The sequence below is a fragment of the Stenotrophomonas sp. 364 genome, from assembly GCF_009832905.1.
GTDB classification, from domain to species: domain Bacteria; phylum Pseudomonadota; class Gammaproteobacteria; order Xanthomonadales; family Xanthomonadaceae; genus Stenotrophomonas; species Stenotrophomonas maltophilia_AP.
On sequence record NZ_CP047135.1, the window covers coordinates 614,759 to 634,581 of the forward strand.

Genomic DNA, 19,823 nt, shown 5'->3' on the forward strand with positions numbered 1-19,823 from the left:
CCGTGGTTGGGTGTTGCGGTACTACCTGGCAACGATCAGAAGCGCTGCTGGTACTTCATGTAGACGAAACGACCGATGTCATAGCCGCCGTAGTACGAGAAGGCCGAGTTCGGCTTGCTGTACATGACCGGACCCAGCTTGTCGAACACGTTGTTGGCGCCGACCGACACGGTGGCATCCCACGGCAGGTTGTAGCGGAACTGCAGGTCGTGGAAGGTGACCGAACCACGCTCGTTGTAGTTGCGCGCGCCCTTGTACCAGGGAGCGTACACGCCCGGATCGGAGCACTCGCCCGGGTACCTGGTGATGTCCACGCACTGTTCCTTCACGCCGGAATAGTAACGCGCGGTCCAGGTCACGCCGAAGTTCTCCAGGTCCCAGCCCAGCGACAGGTTGGAACGGATGCGGAAGCCGCTGCCGATGCCGTTGGTCGGGGTCGGAACCACCTTGCTGTCGTCGGTCGAACGGTAGATGTTCTCGCTGACGTAGGTGCTGGCCCAGTTGGCGCTCAGCTTGCCGTAGCCGGTGTCCACGCGGTAGCTCACGTCCAGGTCGTAACCTTCGGTCTGCAGGAAGCCGGCGTTGCGGTTGCCGAACTGCAGGTCGGTGACGATGCCGTTGGACGGGTCACGGGTGAAGCGGGTGCAACGCGAATCAATGCCCTGCTCGTAGCAGTCGATCAGGATCTGCGTGGGGGTATCGGCGATGATCGTGTTGTCGATGCGGATCTTCCACCAGTCCAACGCAATGTTGAAGTTGCTGATGAAGGTGGGGCTCCACACCACGCCCAGGGTCTTGCTGGTCGAGGTTTCCGGGGTCAGCAACGGGTTGGAGCCGTTGGTGAACGGCACCGGGGTGGCGTCGGTCGCGGTGGCGACCGGCTGGTTGCCCTGGCGCAGCTGGCGGAACGTATCGGCGTTGGCGATGTCGCGGGCGCAGCGCGCGCGGACTTCGGCGCTGGTCTTGGACGCACCGAACTGGGTGTCGCACGGATCGCTGAACTGCGCGAAGGTCTGCGAACCGCCACCGTACAGATCGTTGATGGTCGGCGCGCGGAAGCCCTCGGCCCAGGTACCACGGACCAGCAGCTGGTCGATCGGCTTCCACTTGAAGCCGAACTTGCTGTTGAGCGTGTTGCCGAAGGTGTCGTAATCCGAGAAGCGGGTGGCCGCGTTCAAGGTCAGTTCCTTGGCACCCGGCAGGTCGGCCAGCACCGGAACGTTGACTTCCAGATAGGCTTCGTTGACCTGGTAGTCACCACCGGTCGGGCCAGCGGCCAGGTTGGTGGTGGCACCGGTCTGGGCCAGCGGATCGGGCACGTACTTGCCCACTTCCTTGCGGCTCTCAACGCCGAACGCGAAGCCCAGGTCGCCGGCCGGCAGGGTGACGATCGAACCGGCGATGTTGGCGAAGAAGTTCTTCGTCGTGGTCTGGCCCTTGGTCAGCTCCGGCGGGAACAGCCATTCCTGCAGCTCGGCATTGCCGTCCAGGCCGTTCGGGTCGATCGTGCCGTACGGCACCAGCGGGTTCCACGGCTTGCAGGTGGCGGGATCGATCGGCGCGCCCGGGGTACCGCACTGCACCTTGCCGGTGGCAGCGTTGTAGAACGACGGGCCCACCGCAGCGGCGACACGGCCCTTGTGCAGGTTGCCGGTAGCCACCGACTCCAGCTCATTGCGGTTGTACTGGTAGCCCACTTCCCAATCGAAGTAGCGCTCGCCGATGTCGAACGAACCATCGAACGAGGCCACTGCACGGTAGGTCTTCAGCTCGCTGGTGGTGACGCGCGGCACTTCCCAGGTACGGCGGTTCCACGCGACGGCGGTCGGCGTGGCGTAACCGTGCTGGCGACCGAACGGGTTGAAGTAGCTGTCGATCGACATCGAGCCGACGCCGGCAGTGCTGGACTGCAGCGGGTAACCGGCGATCTGGCGGACCGAGTTGCGCTTGTTGTAGCCCAGCTCGGTGCGGAAGTTGATGTTGTCGGTGATCGCAAAGCGCCCGTCGAAGTACACCGAGTCGCGCTTGACCGGATAGCTGACGTGCATCTGGTCGTTGGAGTTGCTGACATCACCGGTGAACCCGGTCGGGTCGGTGATGTGATAGTTGGCCGGGTTCAGCGGGTCGGCGCCGCGGTTGAGCGAGTAGTTGCACCCGGCGGTGGCGTTGGTGCAGCCCGGGCGACCCTTCACGCCGGTGAACTGGCCGTACTGGCTGATGGTGGCCCAGTTGGTCAGGTTGTCGGCGTGGCGGTCGGTCAGGCCGTAGGCGCTGAAGCCACGGTCGGCGGCCCACACGGCCTTTTCTTCGGAATGCTCGGCCGACAGCGTCAGCGAGATGCGGTCGTTGCTCCAGCCGGCAACCACGTCGAAGCGGTCACGCGCGCCGTCGCCTTCGCTGTACTGGCCGTGGTAGACGTTGGCGGTGACGCCGGTGACGTTGCTGCGGGTGATGATGTTGACCACGCCGGCCATGGCATCGGAGCCGTAGATGGCCGAGGCGCCGTCCTTCAGCACTTCGATGCGCTCCACCGCCGAGACCGGCAGCGTGGAGATGTCCTGATAGCCGGAGGTGCTGATGCCCAGGCGCTTGCCGTTGACCAGCACCAGCGTGCGCTGGGTGCCCAGGTTGCGCATGTCGATGTAGGTACCGCCGGCATTTTCACCGGCGGTCAGCGCGTTGGCGCGGCTGATCGTCGGGCTGCCCATCGCGGTCACGTTCTGCAGGATATCGGCCACCGAGCTGAAGCCCTGGCGTTCGATGTCGTTGCGGCTGATCGCAAACACCGGCTGTGCGGTTTCCACGTCAACCTGGCGGATGCGCGAACCGGTGATCTCGATGCGGTCAAGGTTGGTTGCTGCCGGCGCGTCCTGTGCCATCGCCGGGGCGGCCATCAGGCCTGCGGTGCCGGCGACCAGGGCGTAGCGGATTGCCTGCCCCAGTACGTTGGTGCGTGAATTCATTTGGCTCTCTCTCTCGGTTGGAACTGGATCAAAAAAGAGTCGGCGGGCCCAAGTTCCCGCGTTCCCAAAAATCCGACCGTGTGAAGGCCGGTTCCTTGATCATAGTCTCGGTCGTTAATACTTTGTAAATAGTCCGCAAAGAATTTCTCACGGCTTTGTAACGAGCGGGACAAAAGTGCAAGAGAAGCAATGACTTGTCTTGGCGGTTCAGTGGTGACTGCGTATCGGTTTGTGTCGAAATGTATCAATTTGACGCAGTGCGGCATGGTCGGCGCGCAAATTCGCCCCTCGTCCGGGCGCTGGACCCGCCCGCAAACGGACACGACCCTGCCACCGAGCGCCGGGGGGGGCGGGCGTTGGAAGGGGGGATAAGGTGGGTTCACACGCGCCCGGTACCCGGACGCGGTCCTGAATGGACAAGGGGGCTGCCCGCGTCGGTGCGCGGGCCGGTGACCTCAGGCCACGAACGGCCGGAATTGCACGCCCAGCCCGGCCATGCCTTCGGTTTCACCGATCAGGTCGGCGCGCAGCAGCGGCCGCGCGTCGATGTAGGCCTGCGGCAGGATCAGCGAGAGGCGGGTGTCGTCGGCGGTGAGTTCCAGCGCCGGCATCGGGGTTTCTTCGTGGGCGCGGTTGAGCAGCACCGCCAGCCGCAGCAGCGCGGTCATGCGCCGTGCCGGCTGCAGCAGGCGCTCGGGCAAGGCCTCGAACGCCGACTTGGAGATGTTGCGGCGGTGGCTGCGCACCAGCGCGGCCAGCAGCTGCTGTTCCTGCCGCGAGAAGCCGGCGATGTCCGAGTTCTCCAGCACGTAACTGCCGTGCACGTGGTAACCGCTGTGGGCGATCATCAGGCCCAGCTCGTGCAGGCGCGCGGCCCAGCCGAGCATGCGCGCGTCGTCGGGGTCCAGCCCCCAGCTGTCTTCGACCTGGGCCAGCAGGTTCATCGCGGTGTGCTCGACCCGGTCGGCCTGCACGATGTCGATGCCGTAGCGCAGGGTCAGCGCGGCCACCGATTCGTCGCGCAGGTCGTTCTCGCTGGCGCGGCCCAGGATGTCGTACAGGATGCCTTCGCGCATGGCCGCCTTGCTGACCAGCAGCTTCTGCAGGCCCAGCGCCTGGAAGGCTGCCTCCAGCACCAGGATGCCGCCGGCGATGATCGGCCGGCGATCGGCCGACAGCCCGGGCAGGTTGATGTCTTCGATGCGCTTGGCCTTGAGCAGCTCGTCGCGCAGCTGCGGCAGGGCTTCGGCGGTGATCGCGCCCTTGCTCAGCTTCATGGTGGCGCAGATCTCGCTGATCGCCTTGTGCGTGCCCGACGAGCCCAGCGCTTCATGCCAGCCCAGTGCACGGTACTTGTTGGCGAACTGCTGGAACTCGGCGCCGATCTCGGTGAGCGCGTCCTTCCAGCGCTTGCGGCTGAGCTTGCCGCCCGGGAAGAACCGGCGCGTGCTGGCGATGCAGCCGGCCTGCAGGCTTTCGCGCTCCAGGGTCTGCATGCCCTGGCCGATGATGAATTCGGTGGAGCCGCCGCCGATGTCGATCACCAGCCGGCGCTGGTCCGGCTTGGGCGGTTGCGCGTGGGCCACGCCCAGGTAGATCAGGCGGGCCTCTTCGCGACCGCTCACCACCTCGATGGCATGCCCGAGCGCGGTCTCGGCCGGCATCAGGAAGGCCTGCGGCGAGCGCAGCTGGCGCACGGTGTTGGTGGCCAGGGCGCGCACCCGGACCGAGGGAATGGCGCGGATGCGCTGGCCGAACCGCGCCAGGCATTCCAGCGCGCGCTGGCGCGCCTCGGCGGACAGGCCGCCCTTGCCGTCCAGGCCATCGGCCATGCGCACCGTTTCGCGCAGGCGGTCGACCACCCGCAGCTGCCCGAGCGTGTAGCGCGCGATGACCATGTGGAAACTGTTGGAACCCAGGTCGATGGCGGCGAGCAGGTCGCCATCCTGCAGGGCGGGCGGAGTCGTGGAGGTATGCGGCATTTGCGAATGTTAGCCGAAGGGTGGGTCGCGAAGTCACCGCGCGCCCTTCACATGGGCAGGCTGCGACGACCGGTCGCATCGAAGGGGGGACCGGCGGCCGCCGATGCGCGAATCGTGACCCGCCGGGTGCGCACCGTTGCCCGGCACGAAGGGGGCATCACCCGGTCGGTCCCTACAGCCCCTGCATCAAGGCCATCTGCGCCGCGTGCGGCGGTTCGTCATGGCCCGGGGTGCACTTCAGGTAGCTGCCGTCGGCCTGCAGCTGCCAGGCGTTGAGGTTGTCGTCCAGGTAGTTCTGCAGCACGTCGCGGTACACCTTGCGCGCCAGCTCCTGGTCCAGGATCGGGAAGCAGGTTTCCACCCGGCGCAGCAGGTTGCGCTCCAGCCAGTCCGCGCTGGCACAGTAGAGCTCCGCGGCGCCATCGTTGCCGAACCAGTACACACGGCTGTGCTCCAGGAAGCGGCCGACGATCGAGCGCACCCGGATGTTGTCCGACACCCCGGGCACGCCCGGGCGCAGCGTGCAGGCGCCGCGCACGATCAGGTCGATCTGCACGCCGGCCTGCGAGGCGGCATACAGCGCACGGATCACCTGCGGCTCGTTGAGGGCGTTCATCTTGGCGATGATCCGGCCCGGACGACCACTGGTGGCCAGGCGGGTCTCGCGTTCGATCCGCTGCAGCAGGCCCGGGTGCAGGGTGAACGGCGATTGCAGCAGGCACTTGAGCTTGGTCCGCGGCGCCAGACCGGACAGCTGCTGGAACAGCAGGTGCACGTCGTTGCCGATGTCCGGGTCGGCGGTGATCAGGCTCAGGTCGGTATACGCGCGCGCGGTACCGCTGTGGTAATTGCCGGTGCCCAGGTGCACGTAGCGGCGCAGCTTGCGGCCCTCGCGGCGCACGATCAGCAGCATCTTGGCGTGGGTCTTGTAGCCCACCACGCCGTACACCACCTGTACGCCGGCTTCCTGCAGGCGGTCGGCCAGGCCCAGGTTGGCTTCTTCGTCGAAACGGGCGCGCAGTTCCACCACCACGGTGACGTCCTTGCCGTTGCGCGCGGCCTGGATCAACGCATCGACAATCTGCGAATCCTTGCCGGTGCGGTACAGCGTCTGCTTGATCGCCAGCGCATTGGGGTCCACCGCGGCCTGCTTGATCAGGTCCAGCACCGGGGTGAACGCATCGAACGGATGGTGCAGCAGCACGTCCTTGCGCGCCACCACGTCGAAGATGCCGTCGCCGTCGCGCAGCACGCGCGGACTGAGCGGGGGATACTTCAGTTCGGGGCGGGCCAGCAGGTCGTACAGCTGGATCACGCGGTTGAGGTTGACCGGCCCGTCGATGCGGTACACCGCGTTCTCGGTCAGGCCGAAGTTCTGCAGCAGGGTGCGCACGATGTCGCGCGGGCAGTCCTGCGCGATCTCCAGCCGCACCGCCGGCCGGTAGCCGCGGTCGACCAGCTCGTCGCGCAATGCCAGCGCCAGGTTCTCGACCTCTTCCTCGTCCACCACCAGCTCGGAATTGCGGGTCACGCGGAACTGGTAGGCGCCCTGGACTTCCATGCCCGGGAACAGTTCATCGACGAAGGTCGACAGCACCGAGGACAGGAACACATAGGTCTGCGCGCCGCCGAGCTTTTCCGGCAGCTGGATGATGCGCGGCAGCGAGCGCGGCGCGCGCACGATGGCCAGGTGGCCGGCGCGGCCGAACGCATCGGTGCCCTTGAGCACCACCACGATGTTCAGCGACTTGTTGAGGATCTTCGGAAACGGGTGCGACGGATCCAGCCCGAGCGGCGACAGCACCGGCATGATCTCGTTGCGGAAATAGGCGCGCAGCCAGCGCTTCTGGCGGTGGTTCCAGGAGTGCCGGCCAAGCACGTCGATGCCGGCCTCGTGCAGCGCCGGGCGTAGGGTCTCGTTCCAGCAGCGGTACTGCTGGTCCACCAGCTGTGCGGCACGGTCATGGATGGCGTTGAGGATCGCCTGCGGGGTCATGCCATCCGGGGCCGGCGGCAGGCCGAATTCCTGCGCATGGCGGACCGCGGCGGCGCGGATCTCGAAAAACTCGTCCAGGTTGGTGCAGGAAATGCACATGAAGCGCAGCCGCTCCAGCAGCGGCACCTGGGTGTCCATCGCCTGGGCCAGCACGCGGAAGTTGAAATCCAGCTGCGACAGCTCGCGGTTGATGTACAGCGCCGGGTCACGCAGTGGATCGTTGTCCACAGGCACGGCGATGGGAACGAGAGTGCTCATGCGGAAAGGTCTTCGGAAGAGGAAAGGGAGGCCGTGTCGGCGCGCTCGCGGACGTGGTCGGCATCGAAGTGGCACGCGAACACGCTGCCCTTGCCGACCTCGCTCTGGATCTCCAGGCGCGCATGATGCAGGCCCAGGATGTGCTTGACGATCGACAGGCCCAGGCCGGTGCCGCCGCTTTCGCGCGAGCGGCTGCTGGACACCCGGTAGAAGCGTTCGGTCAGGCGCGGCAGGTGGGTGGCGGGAATGCCATAGCCGGTGTCGCGCACTCTGAGCACCACGCCCTGGCCCTCGCGGGCCAGCTCGACTTCTACCCGCCCACCGGCCGGGGTGTAGCGCACCGCGTTGGTGACCAGGTTGGAGAAGGCGCTGTGCAGTTCCTTGTTGGAGCCCTGCAGGTCGACCCCGGCGCTGTCGATCACGCTGATCTGGTGGCGGCCCTGGCTGTGCGCTTCGGCCTCGCGGCGCAGCGTGGCCAGCATCGGCGCCATCGCCACGGCTTCTTCTTCGGTATGTTCCTGCGATTCCAGCCGCGACAGGGTCAGCAGGTCTTCCACCAGCTGGGCCATGCGCTGGGACTGCTTGCGCATCTCTTCCAGCATCGGGCCGGTACCGGGGAAGTCCTCCGGCTCCATCATGTCCAGGTAGCCGTGCACCACGGTCAGCGGCGTGCGCAGTTCATGCGACACGTTGGCCACGAAGTCGCGGCGCACCTGCTCCAGCCGCAGCAGCTTGCTCACATCGCGGGCGATCAGCAGCCAGTAGTCCGGCGAATAGGGAATCAGCCGCAGGTTGAGCCGGATCGCCGGATCGACCGGGGAGGGTACGTCCAGGATCGGTTCGGCATTGCGCCCGCCGGCCAGCCAGTGGGCCAGGGGCATCGGCTGCAGGCGCTCGACCAGGGCCTCGCCCAGGTCACCGGGATGGTGCAGGCCGAGCAGCGAGGTGGCCGCTTCGTTGAACCACTGCACGCGCTGGCTGTTGCGGTCCACCACCACCACCGCGTCGGGCAGGGCGGCGGCGGCGGCGCGGTAGCTGCGCAGCATGTCCAGCAGGCGCCGCTTGCGCGTGCGCATTTCCAGCTGGTTGCGGTACAGCAGGCGGTCCAGCTCGTTCCACACCCCGTTGCCGCCGCCCATGTCCCAGCGCTGCCGGGCGGTGAGCCGGCGCAGCACCCGGCGCAGCCGCCAGTAATGCCAGGCCAGTGCGCCGATGGACGCCAGCGCGATGCACATCCACACATGGCCGGTGAGCAGCCCCAGCACGCCGGCGGCGAGCAGCAGCAGGGCGAGGGTGGCCAGTGTCTTCAACCAGGCAGAACGGATGTGGCGCGGCATTGCGGTCTCGCGGAAGGTGCGGTCCCCGGCGTGATCCGGGGGAGAGCGGGGCGCTGCTCCAGCGTAGCGCGGGGCTCTGCCCCGCTGAATCGTTGCCCCGCTGAATCGTAGAGCGGGGCTCTGCCCCGCTGCTGGAGCAACCCGAGCGTAGCAGAAGGCAGGCAGAGATCAGGTCGAGGTAGAGAAGCGGTAGCCAGCGCCGCGCACGGTCTGCACCATGTTTTCCGCCGCGAACGGTTCCAGCGTCTTGCGCAGCCGGCGGATGTGCACGTCGATCGTGCGCTCCTCCACGTACACGCTGCCGCCCCATACATGGTCCAGCAACTGGGCGCGGGTGTAGACGCGCTCGGGGTGGGTCATGAAGAAATGCAGCAGGCGGTATTCGGTGGGGCCGATCGGCACCGGCTGGTCGCCGGCGAACACGCGGTGGGCGGCACCGTCGATGCGGATCGAACCGACCGCCACGCTGCCGTCCTCGTCATCGTCGCGGGCGCGGCGCATCACCGCGCGGATCCGGGCCAGCAGTTCGCGGGCCGAGAACGGCTTGACCACGTAATCGTCGACACCGGCTTCCAGGCCGCCGACGCGGTCGTTCTCTTCGCCGCGGGCAGTCAGCATGATGATCGGCACCTCGCGGGTGAGGGCCTCCTTGCGCCAGCGACGGGCCAGGTCCAGCCCACTGGTGCCCGGAAGCATCCAGTCCAGCAGGATCAGGTCGGGGACGCGATCAGCGATCGCCGTCTGCGCTTCGCGCGCATCACCGGCATGGATGGGGTCGTAGTCGCCCTTGCGGAGGGCGAAGGCGACCATTTCGCGGATCGCGGGTTCGTCATCGACGATCAGAATGCGTTTCTGCACGTGCGCACCGTATTGCTTATCAGACCGGGATTGAGCCCAGTAGACTACGGTTTCATGACATGTTTGTGACGACCCGGGCGGCCATCGATGCCGATTGCCATGCCCCGGTCATCTGTCGGGAGCCCGGTCACCGGCTCAGCGCCGTTCCAGTTCCGGATCGCGGACGCCCTGGCGGCGCATTTCGAGCACGGTCGGGGTGATGCTCTCGATGCGTGCATCCACCCGGGCGCGGCCCACGTAGTCCAGGCCGGGCTGCTTCTTCAGGGCCTGCAGCTGGATCAGGGCCTGCTCCGGCCTGCCGTTCAGGTAGGCCGCCTCGGCGTAGGCCTCGCTGGCGCGCACCGTATCGCCGGCCAGTTCGCTGGCCCGGGCGTACCGCAGCTGGAACACCGGATCATTGCCGCTTTGCGACAGCAGCGGGCGCAGCATCGCCTGGGCGCGCTGGCCGGCCTCGCGGCCGCCCTGCTCGTTGAGGGTCTCGGCGTAGGTCAGTGCCACCGGGCGGCTGCCCGGGTGCTGGCGCAGCAGCGTCTCGAAGCGGGCATTGGCCTGGGCGGGCTGGCCCGCGCGTGATTCGGCCTGGCCCAGCGCCACCGCGACCCACAGGTTATCGGGATGGTCGCCGAGCAGCGCGGCCAGGTCGGTACGGGCCTGGGCGGCGCCGCTGTTGCGCAGCCGCGCCAGGGCCAGGCCGTAGCGCTGTGCCGGGCTGAGGCCGTTCTTCTGCGCGCGCTGCAGGTTTTCGTACTCGCGCACCACGTCGCCCGGGGTATCGGCGCTGAGTACGCGCAGGCGTTCGCGCGCCCACTCGAACTGGCCGCTGGCCCCGCGGCTGAGGGCGTTCACCGACAGCTGCATCGAGGCCGGCAGCAGCGGGTTGCCGCGCCGCACGATCGGGTCGGACAGCGCCGGGTCGGCCGGGTTCACCCGTTCCTGGCGGACCCCGCCGGGAACCTCGGTGGTCAGCAGCACGGTGTCCTTCTTCATCTGCTCGGCGCGGGCCTTGGCCTCGCTGATGCGGGTGGTGTTGACCGGGTGGGTCTGCAGGAAGTCGGGCACCGAGTAGCCGCCGGCGTTGCCGCGCATCGAGGCGGACATGCGTTCGAAGAAGCCGGCCATGGCATCCACGTCGTAGCCGCTGCGGGCCAGCGTGCGGATGCCCAGGCGGTCGGCTTCGGATTCGTTGCTGCGGGTGTAGTTGATCTGGCGCTGCTGCATCAAGCCCATGCCCGAGGTGATCGCGGCCATCGTCGCATCGCCGGAGGAGCTGCCCCCGGCCTGCTGCGCGGCTACCACCGCGGCCAGCATGCCCAGCAGGATCGGGATCTGGTCGCGCTGGGCGCGTTCCACCCCGCGCAGCACATGCTGCTGGGTGACGTGGGCGATTTCGTGGGACAGCACGGCGGCCACCTCGTCCTCGCGTTCGGCGGTCAGCACCAGGCCCGCATTCACCCCCACGTAGCCCCCCAGCGTGGCGAAGGCATTGATCTGGCGGTCCTTGAGCATGAAGAACGTGTAGGACTGGCGCGGCTGGGCGCTGTTGGAGCCCAGCCGGGTGCCGATGTTCTGCAGCCAGTCGTCCACCAGCGGGTCGTCCAGCAGGAACCCGTAGTTGCGCAGTTCGCGCAGCATCATGCCGCCGTATTCGGCCTGGCGGGCCGGGGTCAGCAGCTCACCGGCCGACGACCCGATGTCCGGCAGCTTGGCGTCCTGGGCCGAGGCCAGCGGGGTGGCCAGGGCGAGGGTGAGCGCGGCGGAGAGCAGCAGAGGGCGCAATCGAAGCTCCAGGACAGGCGGGGCGGGGCGGGGGACCAGGCGGCAGCGTGACAGGCTTCATGCCAATCTGCGGTTAATCCACAGTGTTGCGGTCATGACGTGGAAAAACCAGCGGCCAGCTACCATATACAGACACTCGTTTGTCCGTGGAGTTTCCCGTGAGCCAAGATGTTGCGTCCAACCCGGGTGGGGCCCCCGCCATCACCATCTATTCCACCGCCGTCTGCCCGTACTGCGTGGCCGCCAAGAACTTCCTGAAGAGCAAGGGGCGCGACTGGACCGAAGTGCGGATCGACCTGGACCCGGTCGAGCGCGACAAGATGATGGCCAAGACCCGCCGCACCAGCGTGCCGCAGATCTTCGTCGGCGAGGTCCACGTGGGCGGCTACGACGACATGATGGCCCTGCACCGGGCCGGCAAGCTGGAACCGCTGCTGGCCGGCGAGGGCCAGGCGTGAGCGCGGCCGACGACGGCAGCAAGGACCGCATCGCCGAGTTCACCGAGTTCCGCCAGCGCATGAACCAGCGCATCCTGGGCGAGCCCAACCAGGTGGTGCGGCGCTTCTTCGCGCTGGACACCCAGACCTACCAGGCCGGTGCCCTCGATGTGAAGACCAAGGAGCTGCTGGGCCTGGTCGCCTCGATGGTGCTGCGTTGCGATGACTGCATCAGCTACCACGTGGCCCAGTGCAAGGACGCCGGGGTAACCCGCGAGGAATTCTTCGAGACCTTCTCGGTCGGCCTGGTGGTCGGCGGTTCCATCGTGATTCCGCACCTGCGCCGCGCGGTCGATTTCCTGGACCAGCTTGAAGGTGGTGCCGCCGCGCCGGCGGTTCACGAGCATTGAGGGCGGGGCCGCGGTGCGGCCCCGCCCCTGATGACGCCGGCGACGCGCCGGCGGGTATCCGTTCATGTTCGACCGTACGTGACCACCGACCAACGGTCGGTGGCTGCCTACCACCAATGGCGGATTTGGGTCCGTTGGGCGGGTCAGGCATAATTGCCGATGAAACTTCCCTTGCGCCCGTGCTCCGCGTAGCTGACGGACGGCGCTCCCCCTCGGTTCGGAATACACATCAATGACGCAGAAAATCACGGTCATCCGCGGTGACGGCATCGGCCCGGAGATCATGGACGCTACCCTGTTCGTGCTCGGCAAGCTGGATACCGGCTTTGAATACGAAGACGCCGACGCCGGCCTGGTCGCGCTGGAAAAGCACGGCGACCTGATGCCCGCTTCCACGCTGGAATCGATCGCACGCAACAAGATCGCCCTGAAGAGCCCGCTGACCACTCCGGTCGGTGGCGGCTTCACCTCGATCAACGTCAGCCTGCGCCGTCACTTCGACCTGTATGCCAACGTGCGTCCGGCGGTGTCGTTCCCGAACACCAAGTCGCGCTTCGGCGATGGCGTGGACCTGATCACCGTGCGTGAGAACACCGAAGGCGCCTACCTGGCCGAAGGCCAGGAAGTGTCGGCCGATGGCGAGACCGCCTTCTCCGGCACCCGCATCACCCGCAAGGGCTCCGAGCGCATCGTGCGCTACGCCTTCGAGCTGGCCCGCAGCACCGGCCGCAAGAAGGTCACCGCCGTGCACAAGGCCAACATCATCAAGTCGACCTCGGGCCTGTTCCTGGCCGTGGCGCGTGAAGTGGCAGCCAAGTACCCGGACATCGAGTTCCAGGAAATGATCGTCGACAACTGCTGCATGCAGCTGGTGATGCGTCCGGAACAGTTCGATGTGATCGTGACCACCAACCTGTTCGGCGACATCATCTCCGACCTGTGTGCTGGTCTGGTCGGCGGCCTGGGCCTGGCCCCGGGTGCCAACATCGGTGAGAACGCGGCCATCTTCGAAGCCGTGCACGGCACCGCGCCGGACATCGCCGGGCAGGGCAAGGCCAATCCGTGCGCGCTGCTGCTGGCCGCCGCGCAGATGCTGGACCACGTCGGCCAGACCGACAACGCCGAGCGCCTGCGCAAGGCCATCGTGGCCACGCTGGAAGCCAAGGACTCGCTGACCGGCGACCTCGGCGGCACCGGCAACACCATGGGCTTCGCCCAGGCCATCGCCAGCCGCCTGTAAGCGGCCGGCGTTCCCGCTGGAGATCGCCTCGGGCGATGTTCAGCCGGGGAGGCACAGCGTTGAAGACGGGCCGTCCTTGTACGGCCCGTCTGCGTTTTCAACCGCGGGTTTTCACCGACAGGATGTTTCCAGATGCCTGAGGCAGCCGTGTGGGTCGTGGCGGCCGTTGCCGTCTATGCCATCGGCGTGGCGATCTACGCCACCTTGTACTGGCCGTGGTCCCGCGCCCAGCGTGCGCTGCGCCACCTGCGCAGGCATGGGGTGCCTCTCCGCAGCCTGCGCGAGAGCGAGGCGCGCCTCCTGCAGTTGATCGAGTTTCCGGCGGGGTTGCCGGTGTATCTGCTCGAAGGCAGCTGCGCGGCGTTCGTTGTCAGGGGCAGGTCTCCTCCGGCCCAGTATGTGCAGACGCTGGCTGGCGTGCCGGTGAAGTATCCGGCGGGCCTCGCACATGCCGTGCGCGCGGGAAGCAATACCGCCGAAGTGGTTCTGGGGCGCGACCACGCGATGATCGTGCGGCTCAATGGGGTCAAGCTGCCCTCGTAGCGTCGAGCCATGCTCGACTACGCAAGGCCAGTCGAGCATGGCTCGACCCTACAGTGCGTTTTTTGCACAGATCATGTGTTGTTGCACGGCTGGTTCGTGCGCCATCCGCTCCGCATCCTGTGCCCACTTCCCACCGCACAGGAGTCGCCCCATGGACCTTTCCGCCTTCGGCCTGGCCAGCCTGATCGGCATGGCCGCCGCCGAGCCGGCCCATCCCACCATCCGCCACATGGCCGGTGCACCGTCGGTCACCGCGCTGGATGCCGCGAAAACCGCCGTGCTGGTCATCGATTTCCAGAACGAGTACTTCGACGCCAGCGCCGCGCCGGCCTTCGCCGGTGGCCGCATGGTCATTCCCGATGGTCTGGCCGCGCTGCGCCAGGCCCAGCGCGTGGTGCAGTTCGCCGATGCCCATGGCATCCGGGTGATCCACGTGCAGCATGTGCTGCCGGCCGGCGCGCCGCTGTTCGCGCAGGGCAGCGCCAATGCCGCCTTCCATCGCGACCTGCAGCCGCGCCAGGGCGAGACCGTGGTGCAGAAGGACAACGTCAGCGTGTTCGCCGGTGCTTCGGCTGCGGTGCTGGACAAGGTGTTGAAGGATGCTGGCATCGACACCCTGCTGGTTACCGGCCTGCAGACCCATGCCTGCGTGGTCGGTGCTGCCCGCGATGCGGCCGCCGCACCACGCGGCTACCGCGTGATCGTGGCCGGTAATGCCACCGCCAGCCGCGACCTGGACCTGGCCGGCGGCCAGCGCATCGGTCACCGCGCGCTGCACGAAGCCTCGCTGGCGCAGGTCGAAGATGCCTTCGGTGAAGTGATCAGTACCGAGGCGATGCTGGCGCTGCCGGTGCGCAAGGCCGGCGACGGCGCTTGATAAGCTGGCGGGGCCCGCAGATCGCGGGCTCCGCTTCCGGGAGCTGCCTTCGATGGATCACTTCGCCGCCCTGCGCGCGCTGCGCGCCATCGTCGAAGCGGGCAGTTTCACCGCCGCCGCCGAGCGCCTGGGCACCACCCATTCGGCGATGTCGCGGCAGCTGCGGCAACTGGAAGAACACCTGCAGGTGCGCCTGCTCGACCGCAACAGCCGGCGCCTGTCGCTGACCGAGGCCGGGCGCGATTATTACCGCGAGGCCGTGGCCCTGCTGGATCGCCTGGAGGCCGCCGATGACCGCGCACGCGCCGGCCAGGCCGAGCACAGCGGGCGCCTGCGCATCAGTGTGCCGCAGGTCGTGGCCAGCCAGGAGCTGCCGCATTGGCTGCCCGGTTTCCTCGCCCGCTACCCGCAGGTCTCGCTGGACCTGTCGGCCGACGATCAGCTGGTCGATGTCGTCGGCGGTGGCTTCGATCTGGCCCTGCGCATCGCGCCGTCCCTGCCGGACAGCCAGCTGGTGGCGCGCGAGCTGGCCAGCTGCCCGCGCATCCTCGTGGCCGCCCCCGCGTACCTGGCCCGGCACGGCCTGCCGCGTCAGGCCACCGACCTGCAGCAGCACACGCTGCTGGGCTTCAGCCCGACCGGGGCCGGTGCGCCGTGGCAGCTGCAGGGGCCGCGTGGCGCCACCGCCAGCATCGAGGCCGGCCAGCGCCTGCGCGTGGATGCCACGCCCGCGCTGCATGCGGCGGTAATGGCGGGCATGGGCATCAGTCTGTTCACTGCGTTGACCGTGCAGGAGGATCTGCGAAGCGGTCGCCTGATCCGCGTGCTGCCGGCCTGGAATGCCGGCCAGCGCCGTTACTTCGCGCTGTATCCGCACGCGCGTGCCCTGGCGCCGAAAGTGCGCGCGCTGGTCGATCACCTGGCCACGCACTACGCTGGGTGGACGGGCGGGGCAGGCTAGCCACGCCACGGCAACAAGGAGCGTGATGGATCCGGTCTATCTGCTGGTGGCGGTCGGTGCGATCGTCGCCGGCTTCGTGCAGGGCCTGTCCGGGTTCGCCTTCGGCATGGTGGCGATGTCCTTCTGGGCCTGGGGGCTGGATCCGCAGCTGGCCGCTGCGCTGTCGGTGTTCGGCGCGCTGACCGGCCAGCTGCTGGCGGTGTTCACCGTGCGCCGCGGCTTCAACCTGCGCCTGTTACTGCCGTTCGTGCTGGGTGGGCTGGCCGGTATTCCGCTGGGCGTGCTGGTGCTGCCGCAGCTGGACATGGCCTGGTTCAAGGCCTTGCTGGGCGGGTTTCTGGCGGTGTGGTGCCCGGTGATGCTGAGGGTGCGCAGGCTGCCGCCGATCAAGGTGGGGGGCCGCATCGGCGACGCCGTGGCCGGCATGGCCGGCGGCGTGCTCAGCGGCATTGGCGGCTTCGCCGGGCCGGTGCCGACGCTGTGGAGCACGCTGCGCGGCTTCGCCAAGGAGGAGCAGCGTGCGGTCATCCAGAACTTCAACCTGGCCATGCTGGCGGTGACCATGGCCACCTATGTCGGCAACGGCATGATCACCCGGCAGATGCTGCCGTACTTCGCCATCGTGGCACCGGCCATGCTGGTGCCGACCCTGCTGGGCGCGCGCCTGTACATCGGCATCAGTGAAGCGCGCTTCCGGCAGATCGTACTGGGCCTGCTGACCGCGTCCGGCATCGCCCTGCTGTGCTCGGCACTGCCGGTGCTGTTGTCGCGTTGAGGCTCAGGCCGGACGGAACATGCGGAAGCGCTGTTCGGCGCTGACCCGGAAGTAATCAGCCGGGCCGCCACCGCGCAGGATCGGATCGGCGGCGGCCGTGTCGTAAATGCCATCGACCAGCAGACGCGCATCGATATGCACCGCCACCACCTCGCCCAGCACCAGCCAGCCGTTGGTGTCCTGGCCGGCGGCATCGCGCAGGCGCACGATCTGGGTGCAGCGGCATTCCATGCTGACCGGGCTCTGCGCCACGCGCGGCGGGCGCACCTGGGTGGAGGCCAGCGGGGTCAGCCCAGCCAGGCTGAACTCATCGACCTCCGGCGCGACCGCACGGCAGCTTTCGTTCATCGCCTCGGCCAGATCGAAGGTGGCCAGGTTCCAGACGAACTCGCCGGTGGCCTCGATGTTGTGCAGCGAGTCTTTCCGCCCCTGGCTGGAGAAGCCGATGATCGGCGGGGTGTAGTTGAAGGCGTTGAAGAAGCTGTAGGGCGCCAGGTTCAGGGCGCCGTCGGCGGTGCAGCTGGAGATCCAGCCGATCGGGCGCGGGCCGATGATGGCGTTGAAGGGGTCGTGTGGCAGCCGGTGGCCATCGGCGGGGCGGTAGCTGTGGAAGGTGTCGGGCATGGGGTGGGGGTTCCGTGGAGTCAAGCGTGCTTGACTGGATGTTGCCCCCGATTATCCGTCAGCCGGACAGGTGCGACCCACGAAAAAGCCGCGACCCTCGCGGATCGCGGCTTGTCGCTTACGGCTTGATCGGGCTCAGCGCTGCTGGATCTTCGACAGCAGGCGCAGGAATTCTACGTACAGCCACACCAGCGTCACCATCAGGCCGAACGCGCCGTACCACTCCATGTACTTCGGTGCGCGAGCTTCGGCACCGGTTTCGATGAAGTCGAAATCCAGCACCAGGTTCAGCGCGGCCACCACCACCACGAACAGGCTGAAGGCGATACCGAGCCAGCCGCCTTCATGGATCATCGGGATGTTGATGTTGAAGAAACCGAGCACGAACGAGGCCAGGTACAGCAGCGCGATGCCGCCGGTGGCGGCGACCACGCCGAGCTTGAAGTTCTCGGTGACCTTGATCAGCCCGCTGCGGTACGCAGCCAGCATCACAAACAGCGTGCCGAAGGTGAGCATCACCGCCTGCATCACGATGCCCGGGAACTTGGCGTTGAACAGGGCCGAAATCGAGCCCAGGAACAGGCCTTCGACCAGCGCGTACATCGGCGCGGTCACCGGCGACCATTCCTTCTTGAACACCGTCACCAGCGCCAGCACCAGGCCGCCGATCGCGCCGCCCATCGCGTACAGCATCGCGCTGGAGGTGGGCAGGCCGGACGCATCAATGGCCTGGCTCCACGCGAACGCTGCGGTCAGCACGGTCAGCAGCAGCAGCACGCCGGTCTTGTTGACGGTGCCATTGATGGTCATCACCTGGTCGGGCGAGGTCACCACCGAGCCGCTGGCCAGGTCGAGGAACGTCGATTCGGAAAGTGCGGGGTTGCCGCTGCGCATTGCCAATCTCCTTGAAGGGTAGGGTGCCGACCATCCGGCCGCTGTGCCGAGAATAGCCGATACGCCGTTGCCGGATCGGGACATGCACGACAACGTGAAAAAAGCGTTGACAGATCCCGCGCGCATTCCCACAATAGCCGACTCTTTCGGGGGGAACCTCGGAGGGATCAACCGCCGGGGTATAGCGCAGTCTGGTAGCGCGCCTGCTTTGGGAGCAGGATGTCGGGGGTTCGAATCCCTCTACCCCGACCAAGCCTGCTCAAAACAGGATTGAAATGCGATAATCCAGCCAGGGCGCCCGTAGCTCAACTGGATAGAGCACCGGCCTTCTAAGCCGGCGGTTACAGGTTCGATTCCTGTCGGGCGCACCATCAGGTGCATGCGTCAGGAAGCAAAGGTTTCAGTGGTGGCTGTAGCTCAGTTGGTTAGAGTTCCGGATTGTGATTCCGGAGGTCGGGGGTTCGAGTCCCCTCAGCCACCCCACTGATTTGAAACTGGTTCGCCGAAAGTGAATCAGGGTTGCAAAAGACGACACACGCGTTACACTGTGCGTCTCAGTTTTCAGGGCTGTTAGCTCAGTTGGTAGAGCAGTTGACTCTTAATCAATAGGTCCAAGGTTCGAATCCTTGACAGCCCACCAAGACAGAAGCCACCTGGTCATCCAGGTGGCTTTTTTCTTGTCTGGCGTTCCCGGAATGCTGACTGGAGAGTAGCCCCCTTGAGTCAAGGGGGCGCGGCGAAGCCGCGGGGATGTGGGTGCTGATGAGAGGGGCCCGCGTCTTGCGCAGCAAGGCGTGGGGCTGCGGCGCGATTGCGCGGCAGCTACCCCACCAAGACAGAAGCCACCTGGTCATCCAGGTGGCTTTTTTCTTGTCTGGCGTTCCCGGAATGCCGACCCGGAATGCCGACTGGAGAGGAGCCCCCTTGAATCAAGGGGGCGCGGCGAAGCCGCGGGGATGTGGGTGTTGATGAGAGGGGCTCGCGTCTTGCGTAGCAAGGCGTGGGGCTGCGGCGCGATTGCGCGGCAGCTACCCCGCCAAGACAGAAGCCACCTGGTCATCCAGGTGCCTTTTTTCTTGCCAGCGATTCCGCAAGCGCCCGTAGTGCCGAGCTACGCTCGGCAACCACGTAAGGCCGAGCAGCATCGCGACTCCGCCAGCCGGGCAGGGCCCGGCTCTACCATCGGGGTGCTGTTTCTCACCCGTTTAGAAAAAGTGCTTGCATCCCCGTCGGGAAATCCAGCATAATTCGCCTCCCGATTTTCGGGCTGTTAGCTCAGTTGGTAGAGCAGTTGACTCTTAATCAATAGGTCCAAGGTTCGAATCCTTGACAGCCCACCAAGACGAAAGCCATCTGGTCATCCAGGTGGCTTTTTTCTTGCCCGGCGTTCGCGTGCGACGCAACCCGGTAGTGCCGAGCCACGCTGTGCAACGGTCCAGCGCGCGAGGATCTCATTGCGCACGTCGCTGCCATGACCTCCCGCCGCCCGCCGCGCCGAACACGTCACGGGGTTTTCCCAACCTGCAACGTCGCGCACGGTCTGTGCCTGGCAACCGCGTTTCACTCGACGTACCGCGCCAACGGCGCCTGTTCGAGGCAGCAACGATGACGCTTCCCACCTTCGCCGGACTCATGCTGGCCGCCTTTGCCGGTACCGCGCTGGCGGCCGACGCGCCGCCGCAGGCCGTACCGCCGACGGTACAGGCGCAGTACGCCACCACGGTGGTTCGCCATGACATGGCGCCGGGCACGTTCGTGCCTGCCATCCCGCTCGCAGACGTGCCGGCCCATCCTTACGCGCAGACCGTGCTGCGTACCGACCTGGCCGAGGGTGAATTCCTGCCCGCCCAGGCCGTGCCAACCGACTGATTCGGCCGCCGCTGCCGCCAGTC

At 67.0% G+C, this 19,823-nt stretch carries 16 protein-coding genes and 5 tRNA genes; 13 read left to right on the forward strand and 8 right to left on the reverse strand.

Translation table 11 applies throughout. The annotated features are described in order from the left end of the window. Positions 1 to 35 precede the first annotated feature (35 nt). The 6 genes from GQ674_RS02845 to GQ674_RS02870 all read right to left on the reverse strand — a co-directional run bounded on the left by GQ674_RS02845 (position 36) and on the right by GQ674_RS02870 (position 11,170). Positions 36 to 2,963 carry a TonB-dependent receptor gene (locus tag GQ674_RS02845; protein WP_159495887.1) on the reverse strand — a complete coding sequence of 976 codons (2,928 nt, stop codon included), beginning with the start codon at positions 2,961 to 2,963 and terminating at the stop codon, positions 36 to 38. Between the two features lie 455 nt (positions 2,964 to 3,418). Beyond that, positions 3,419 to 4,945 (reverse strand): exopolyphosphatase, encoded by a 1,527-nt coding sequence (ppx, locus tag GQ674_RS02850; RefSeq protein ID WP_159495888.1) that lies wholly within the window; start codon positions 4,943 to 4,945, stop codon positions 3,419 to 3,421. A 172-nt stretch (positions 4,946 to 5,117) separates the two neighbouring features. Then, entirely contained in the window at positions 5,118 to 7,199 is a 2,082-nt protein-coding gene (ppk1, locus tag GQ674_RS02855) for a polyphosphate kinase 1 (RefSeq protein ID WP_159495889.1), read from the reverse strand. After that, on the reverse strand, positions 7,196 to 8,536 hold the full coding sequence (gene phoR / locus GQ674_RS02860; RefSeq protein ID WP_159495890.1) for a phosphate regulon sensor histidine kinase PhoR: 1,341 nt from the start codon (positions 8,534 to 8,536) through the stop codon (positions 7,196 to 7,198). Before phoR ends, ppk1 begins: the two co-directional genes overlap by 4 nt. Positions 8,537 to 8,704: 168 nt before the next feature. After that, positions 8,705 to 9,394, reverse strand: coding sequence for a phosphate regulon transcriptional regulator PhoB (gene phoB, locus GQ674_RS02865; protein WP_038690178.1), 690 nt, complete (start codon positions 9,392 to 9,394; stop codon positions 8,705 to 8,707). A 135-nt stretch (positions 9,395 to 9,529) separates the two neighbouring features. Next, the gene (locus GQ674_RS02870; RefSeq protein WP_159495891.1) at positions 9,530 to 11,170 is read right to left on the reverse strand and encodes a M48 family metalloprotease; all 1,641 of its coding nucleotides are present in this window, start codon (positions 11,168 to 11,170) and stop codon (positions 9,530 to 9,532) included. 158 nt (positions 11,171 to 11,328) lie between these two features. Here GQ674_RS02870 and grxC point away from each other — a divergent pair, with 158 nt between their 5' ends. The 7 genes from grxC to GQ674_RS02905 all read left to right on the forward strand — a co-directional run bounded on the left by grxC (position 11,329) and on the right by GQ674_RS02905 (position 16,413). Further along, complete coding sequence (grxC, locus tag GQ674_RS02875) at positions 11,329 to 11,628, forward strand: glutaredoxin 3 (protein ID WP_137190923.1); 300 nt, start codon at positions 11,329 to 11,331, stop codon at positions 11,626 to 11,628. Beyond that, positions 11,625 to 12,017: a carboxymuconolactone decarboxylase family protein gene (locus tag GQ674_RS02880; protein WP_038690172.1), complete on the forward strand. Its 393-nt coding sequence runs from the start codon at positions 11,625 to 11,627 to the stop codon at positions 12,015 to 12,017. The genes grxC and GQ674_RS02880 overlap by 4 nt, the downstream gene beginning before the upstream one ends. 232 nt (positions 12,018 to 12,249) lie before the next feature. Next, positions 12,250 to 13,257, forward strand: a complete 1,008-nt coding sequence (locus GQ674_RS02885) for an isocitrate dehydrogenase (RefSeq protein ID WP_102944208.1) — start codon at positions 12,250 to 12,252, stop codon at positions 13,255 to 13,257. A 132-nt stretch (positions 13,258 to 13,389) separates the two neighbouring features. After that, positions 13,390 to 13,800, forward strand: coding sequence for a hypothetical protein (locus tag GQ674_RS02890; RefSeq protein ID WP_159495892.1), 411 nt, complete (start codon positions 13,390 to 13,392; stop codon positions 13,798 to 13,800). Positions 13,801 to 13,951: 151 nt separating this feature from the next. Next, positions 13,952 to 14,677 carry a cysteine hydrolase gene (locus GQ674_RS02895; RefSeq protein WP_159495893.1) on the forward strand — a complete coding sequence of 242 codons (726 nt, stop codon included), beginning with the start codon at positions 13,952 to 13,954 and terminating at the stop codon, positions 14,675 to 14,677. A gap of 52 nt (positions 14,678 to 14,729) precedes the next feature. Then, on the forward strand, positions 14,730 to 15,638 hold the full coding sequence (locus tag GQ674_RS02900) for a LysR family transcriptional regulator (RefSeq protein WP_159495894.1): 909 nt from the start codon (positions 14,730 to 14,732) through the stop codon (positions 15,636 to 15,638). Positions 15,639 to 15,663: 25 nt separating this feature from the next. Continuing rightward, on the forward strand, positions 15,664 to 16,413 hold the full coding sequence (locus GQ674_RS02905) for a sulfite exporter TauE/SafE family protein (RefSeq protein WP_159495895.1): 750 nt from the start codon (positions 15,664 to 15,666) through the stop codon (positions 16,411 to 16,413). A 3-nt stretch (positions 16,414 to 16,416) separates the two neighbouring features. Here the strand turns inward: GQ674_RS02905 and GQ674_RS02910 are convergent, their stop codons facing one another. Together GQ674_RS02910 and GQ674_RS02915 are read right to left on the reverse strand one after the other, a co-directional pair. Further along, positions 16,417 to 17,037: a flavin reductase family protein gene (locus tag GQ674_RS02910; protein WP_159495896.1), complete on the reverse strand. Its 621-nt coding sequence runs from the start codon at positions 17,035 to 17,037 to the stop codon at positions 16,417 to 16,419. Between the two features lie 135 nt (positions 17,038 to 17,172). Beyond that, positions 17,173 to 17,931 (reverse strand): Bax inhibitor-1/YccA family protein, encoded by a 759-nt coding sequence (locus tag GQ674_RS02915; protein ID WP_159495897.1) that lies wholly within the window; start codon positions 17,929 to 17,931, stop codon positions 17,173 to 17,175. Between the two features lie 175 nt (positions 17,932 to 18,106). Here GQ674_RS02915 and GQ674_RS02920 point away from each other — a divergent pair. From GQ674_RS02920 to GQ674_RS02945, 6 genes are all read left to right on the forward strand, one after another. Beyond that, positions 18,107 to 18,183, forward strand: a tRNA-Pro gene (locus GQ674_RS02920). 42 nt (positions 18,184 to 18,225) lie between these two features. Next, positions 18,226 to 18,302 (forward strand) — tRNA-Arg (locus GQ674_RS02925). A gap of 35 nt (positions 18,303 to 18,337) precedes the next feature. Next, positions 18,338 to 18,414 (forward strand) — tRNA-His (locus tag GQ674_RS02930). Between the two features lie 81 nt (positions 18,415 to 18,495). After that, positions 18,496 to 18,571: transfer RNA gene (locus tag GQ674_RS02935), tRNA-Lys, on the forward strand. 624 nt (positions 18,572 to 19,195) lie between these two features. Then, positions 19,196 to 19,271: transfer RNA gene (locus GQ674_RS02940), tRNA-Lys, on the forward strand. Positions 19,272 to 19,536: 265 nt separating this feature from the next. After that, positions 19,537 to 19,800: a hypothetical protein gene (locus tag GQ674_RS02945; RefSeq protein ID WP_159495898.1), complete on the forward strand. Its 264-nt coding sequence runs from the start codon at positions 19,537 to 19,539 to the stop codon at positions 19,798 to 19,800. The last annotated feature ends 23 nt before the right edge of the window (positions 19,801 to 19,823 follow it).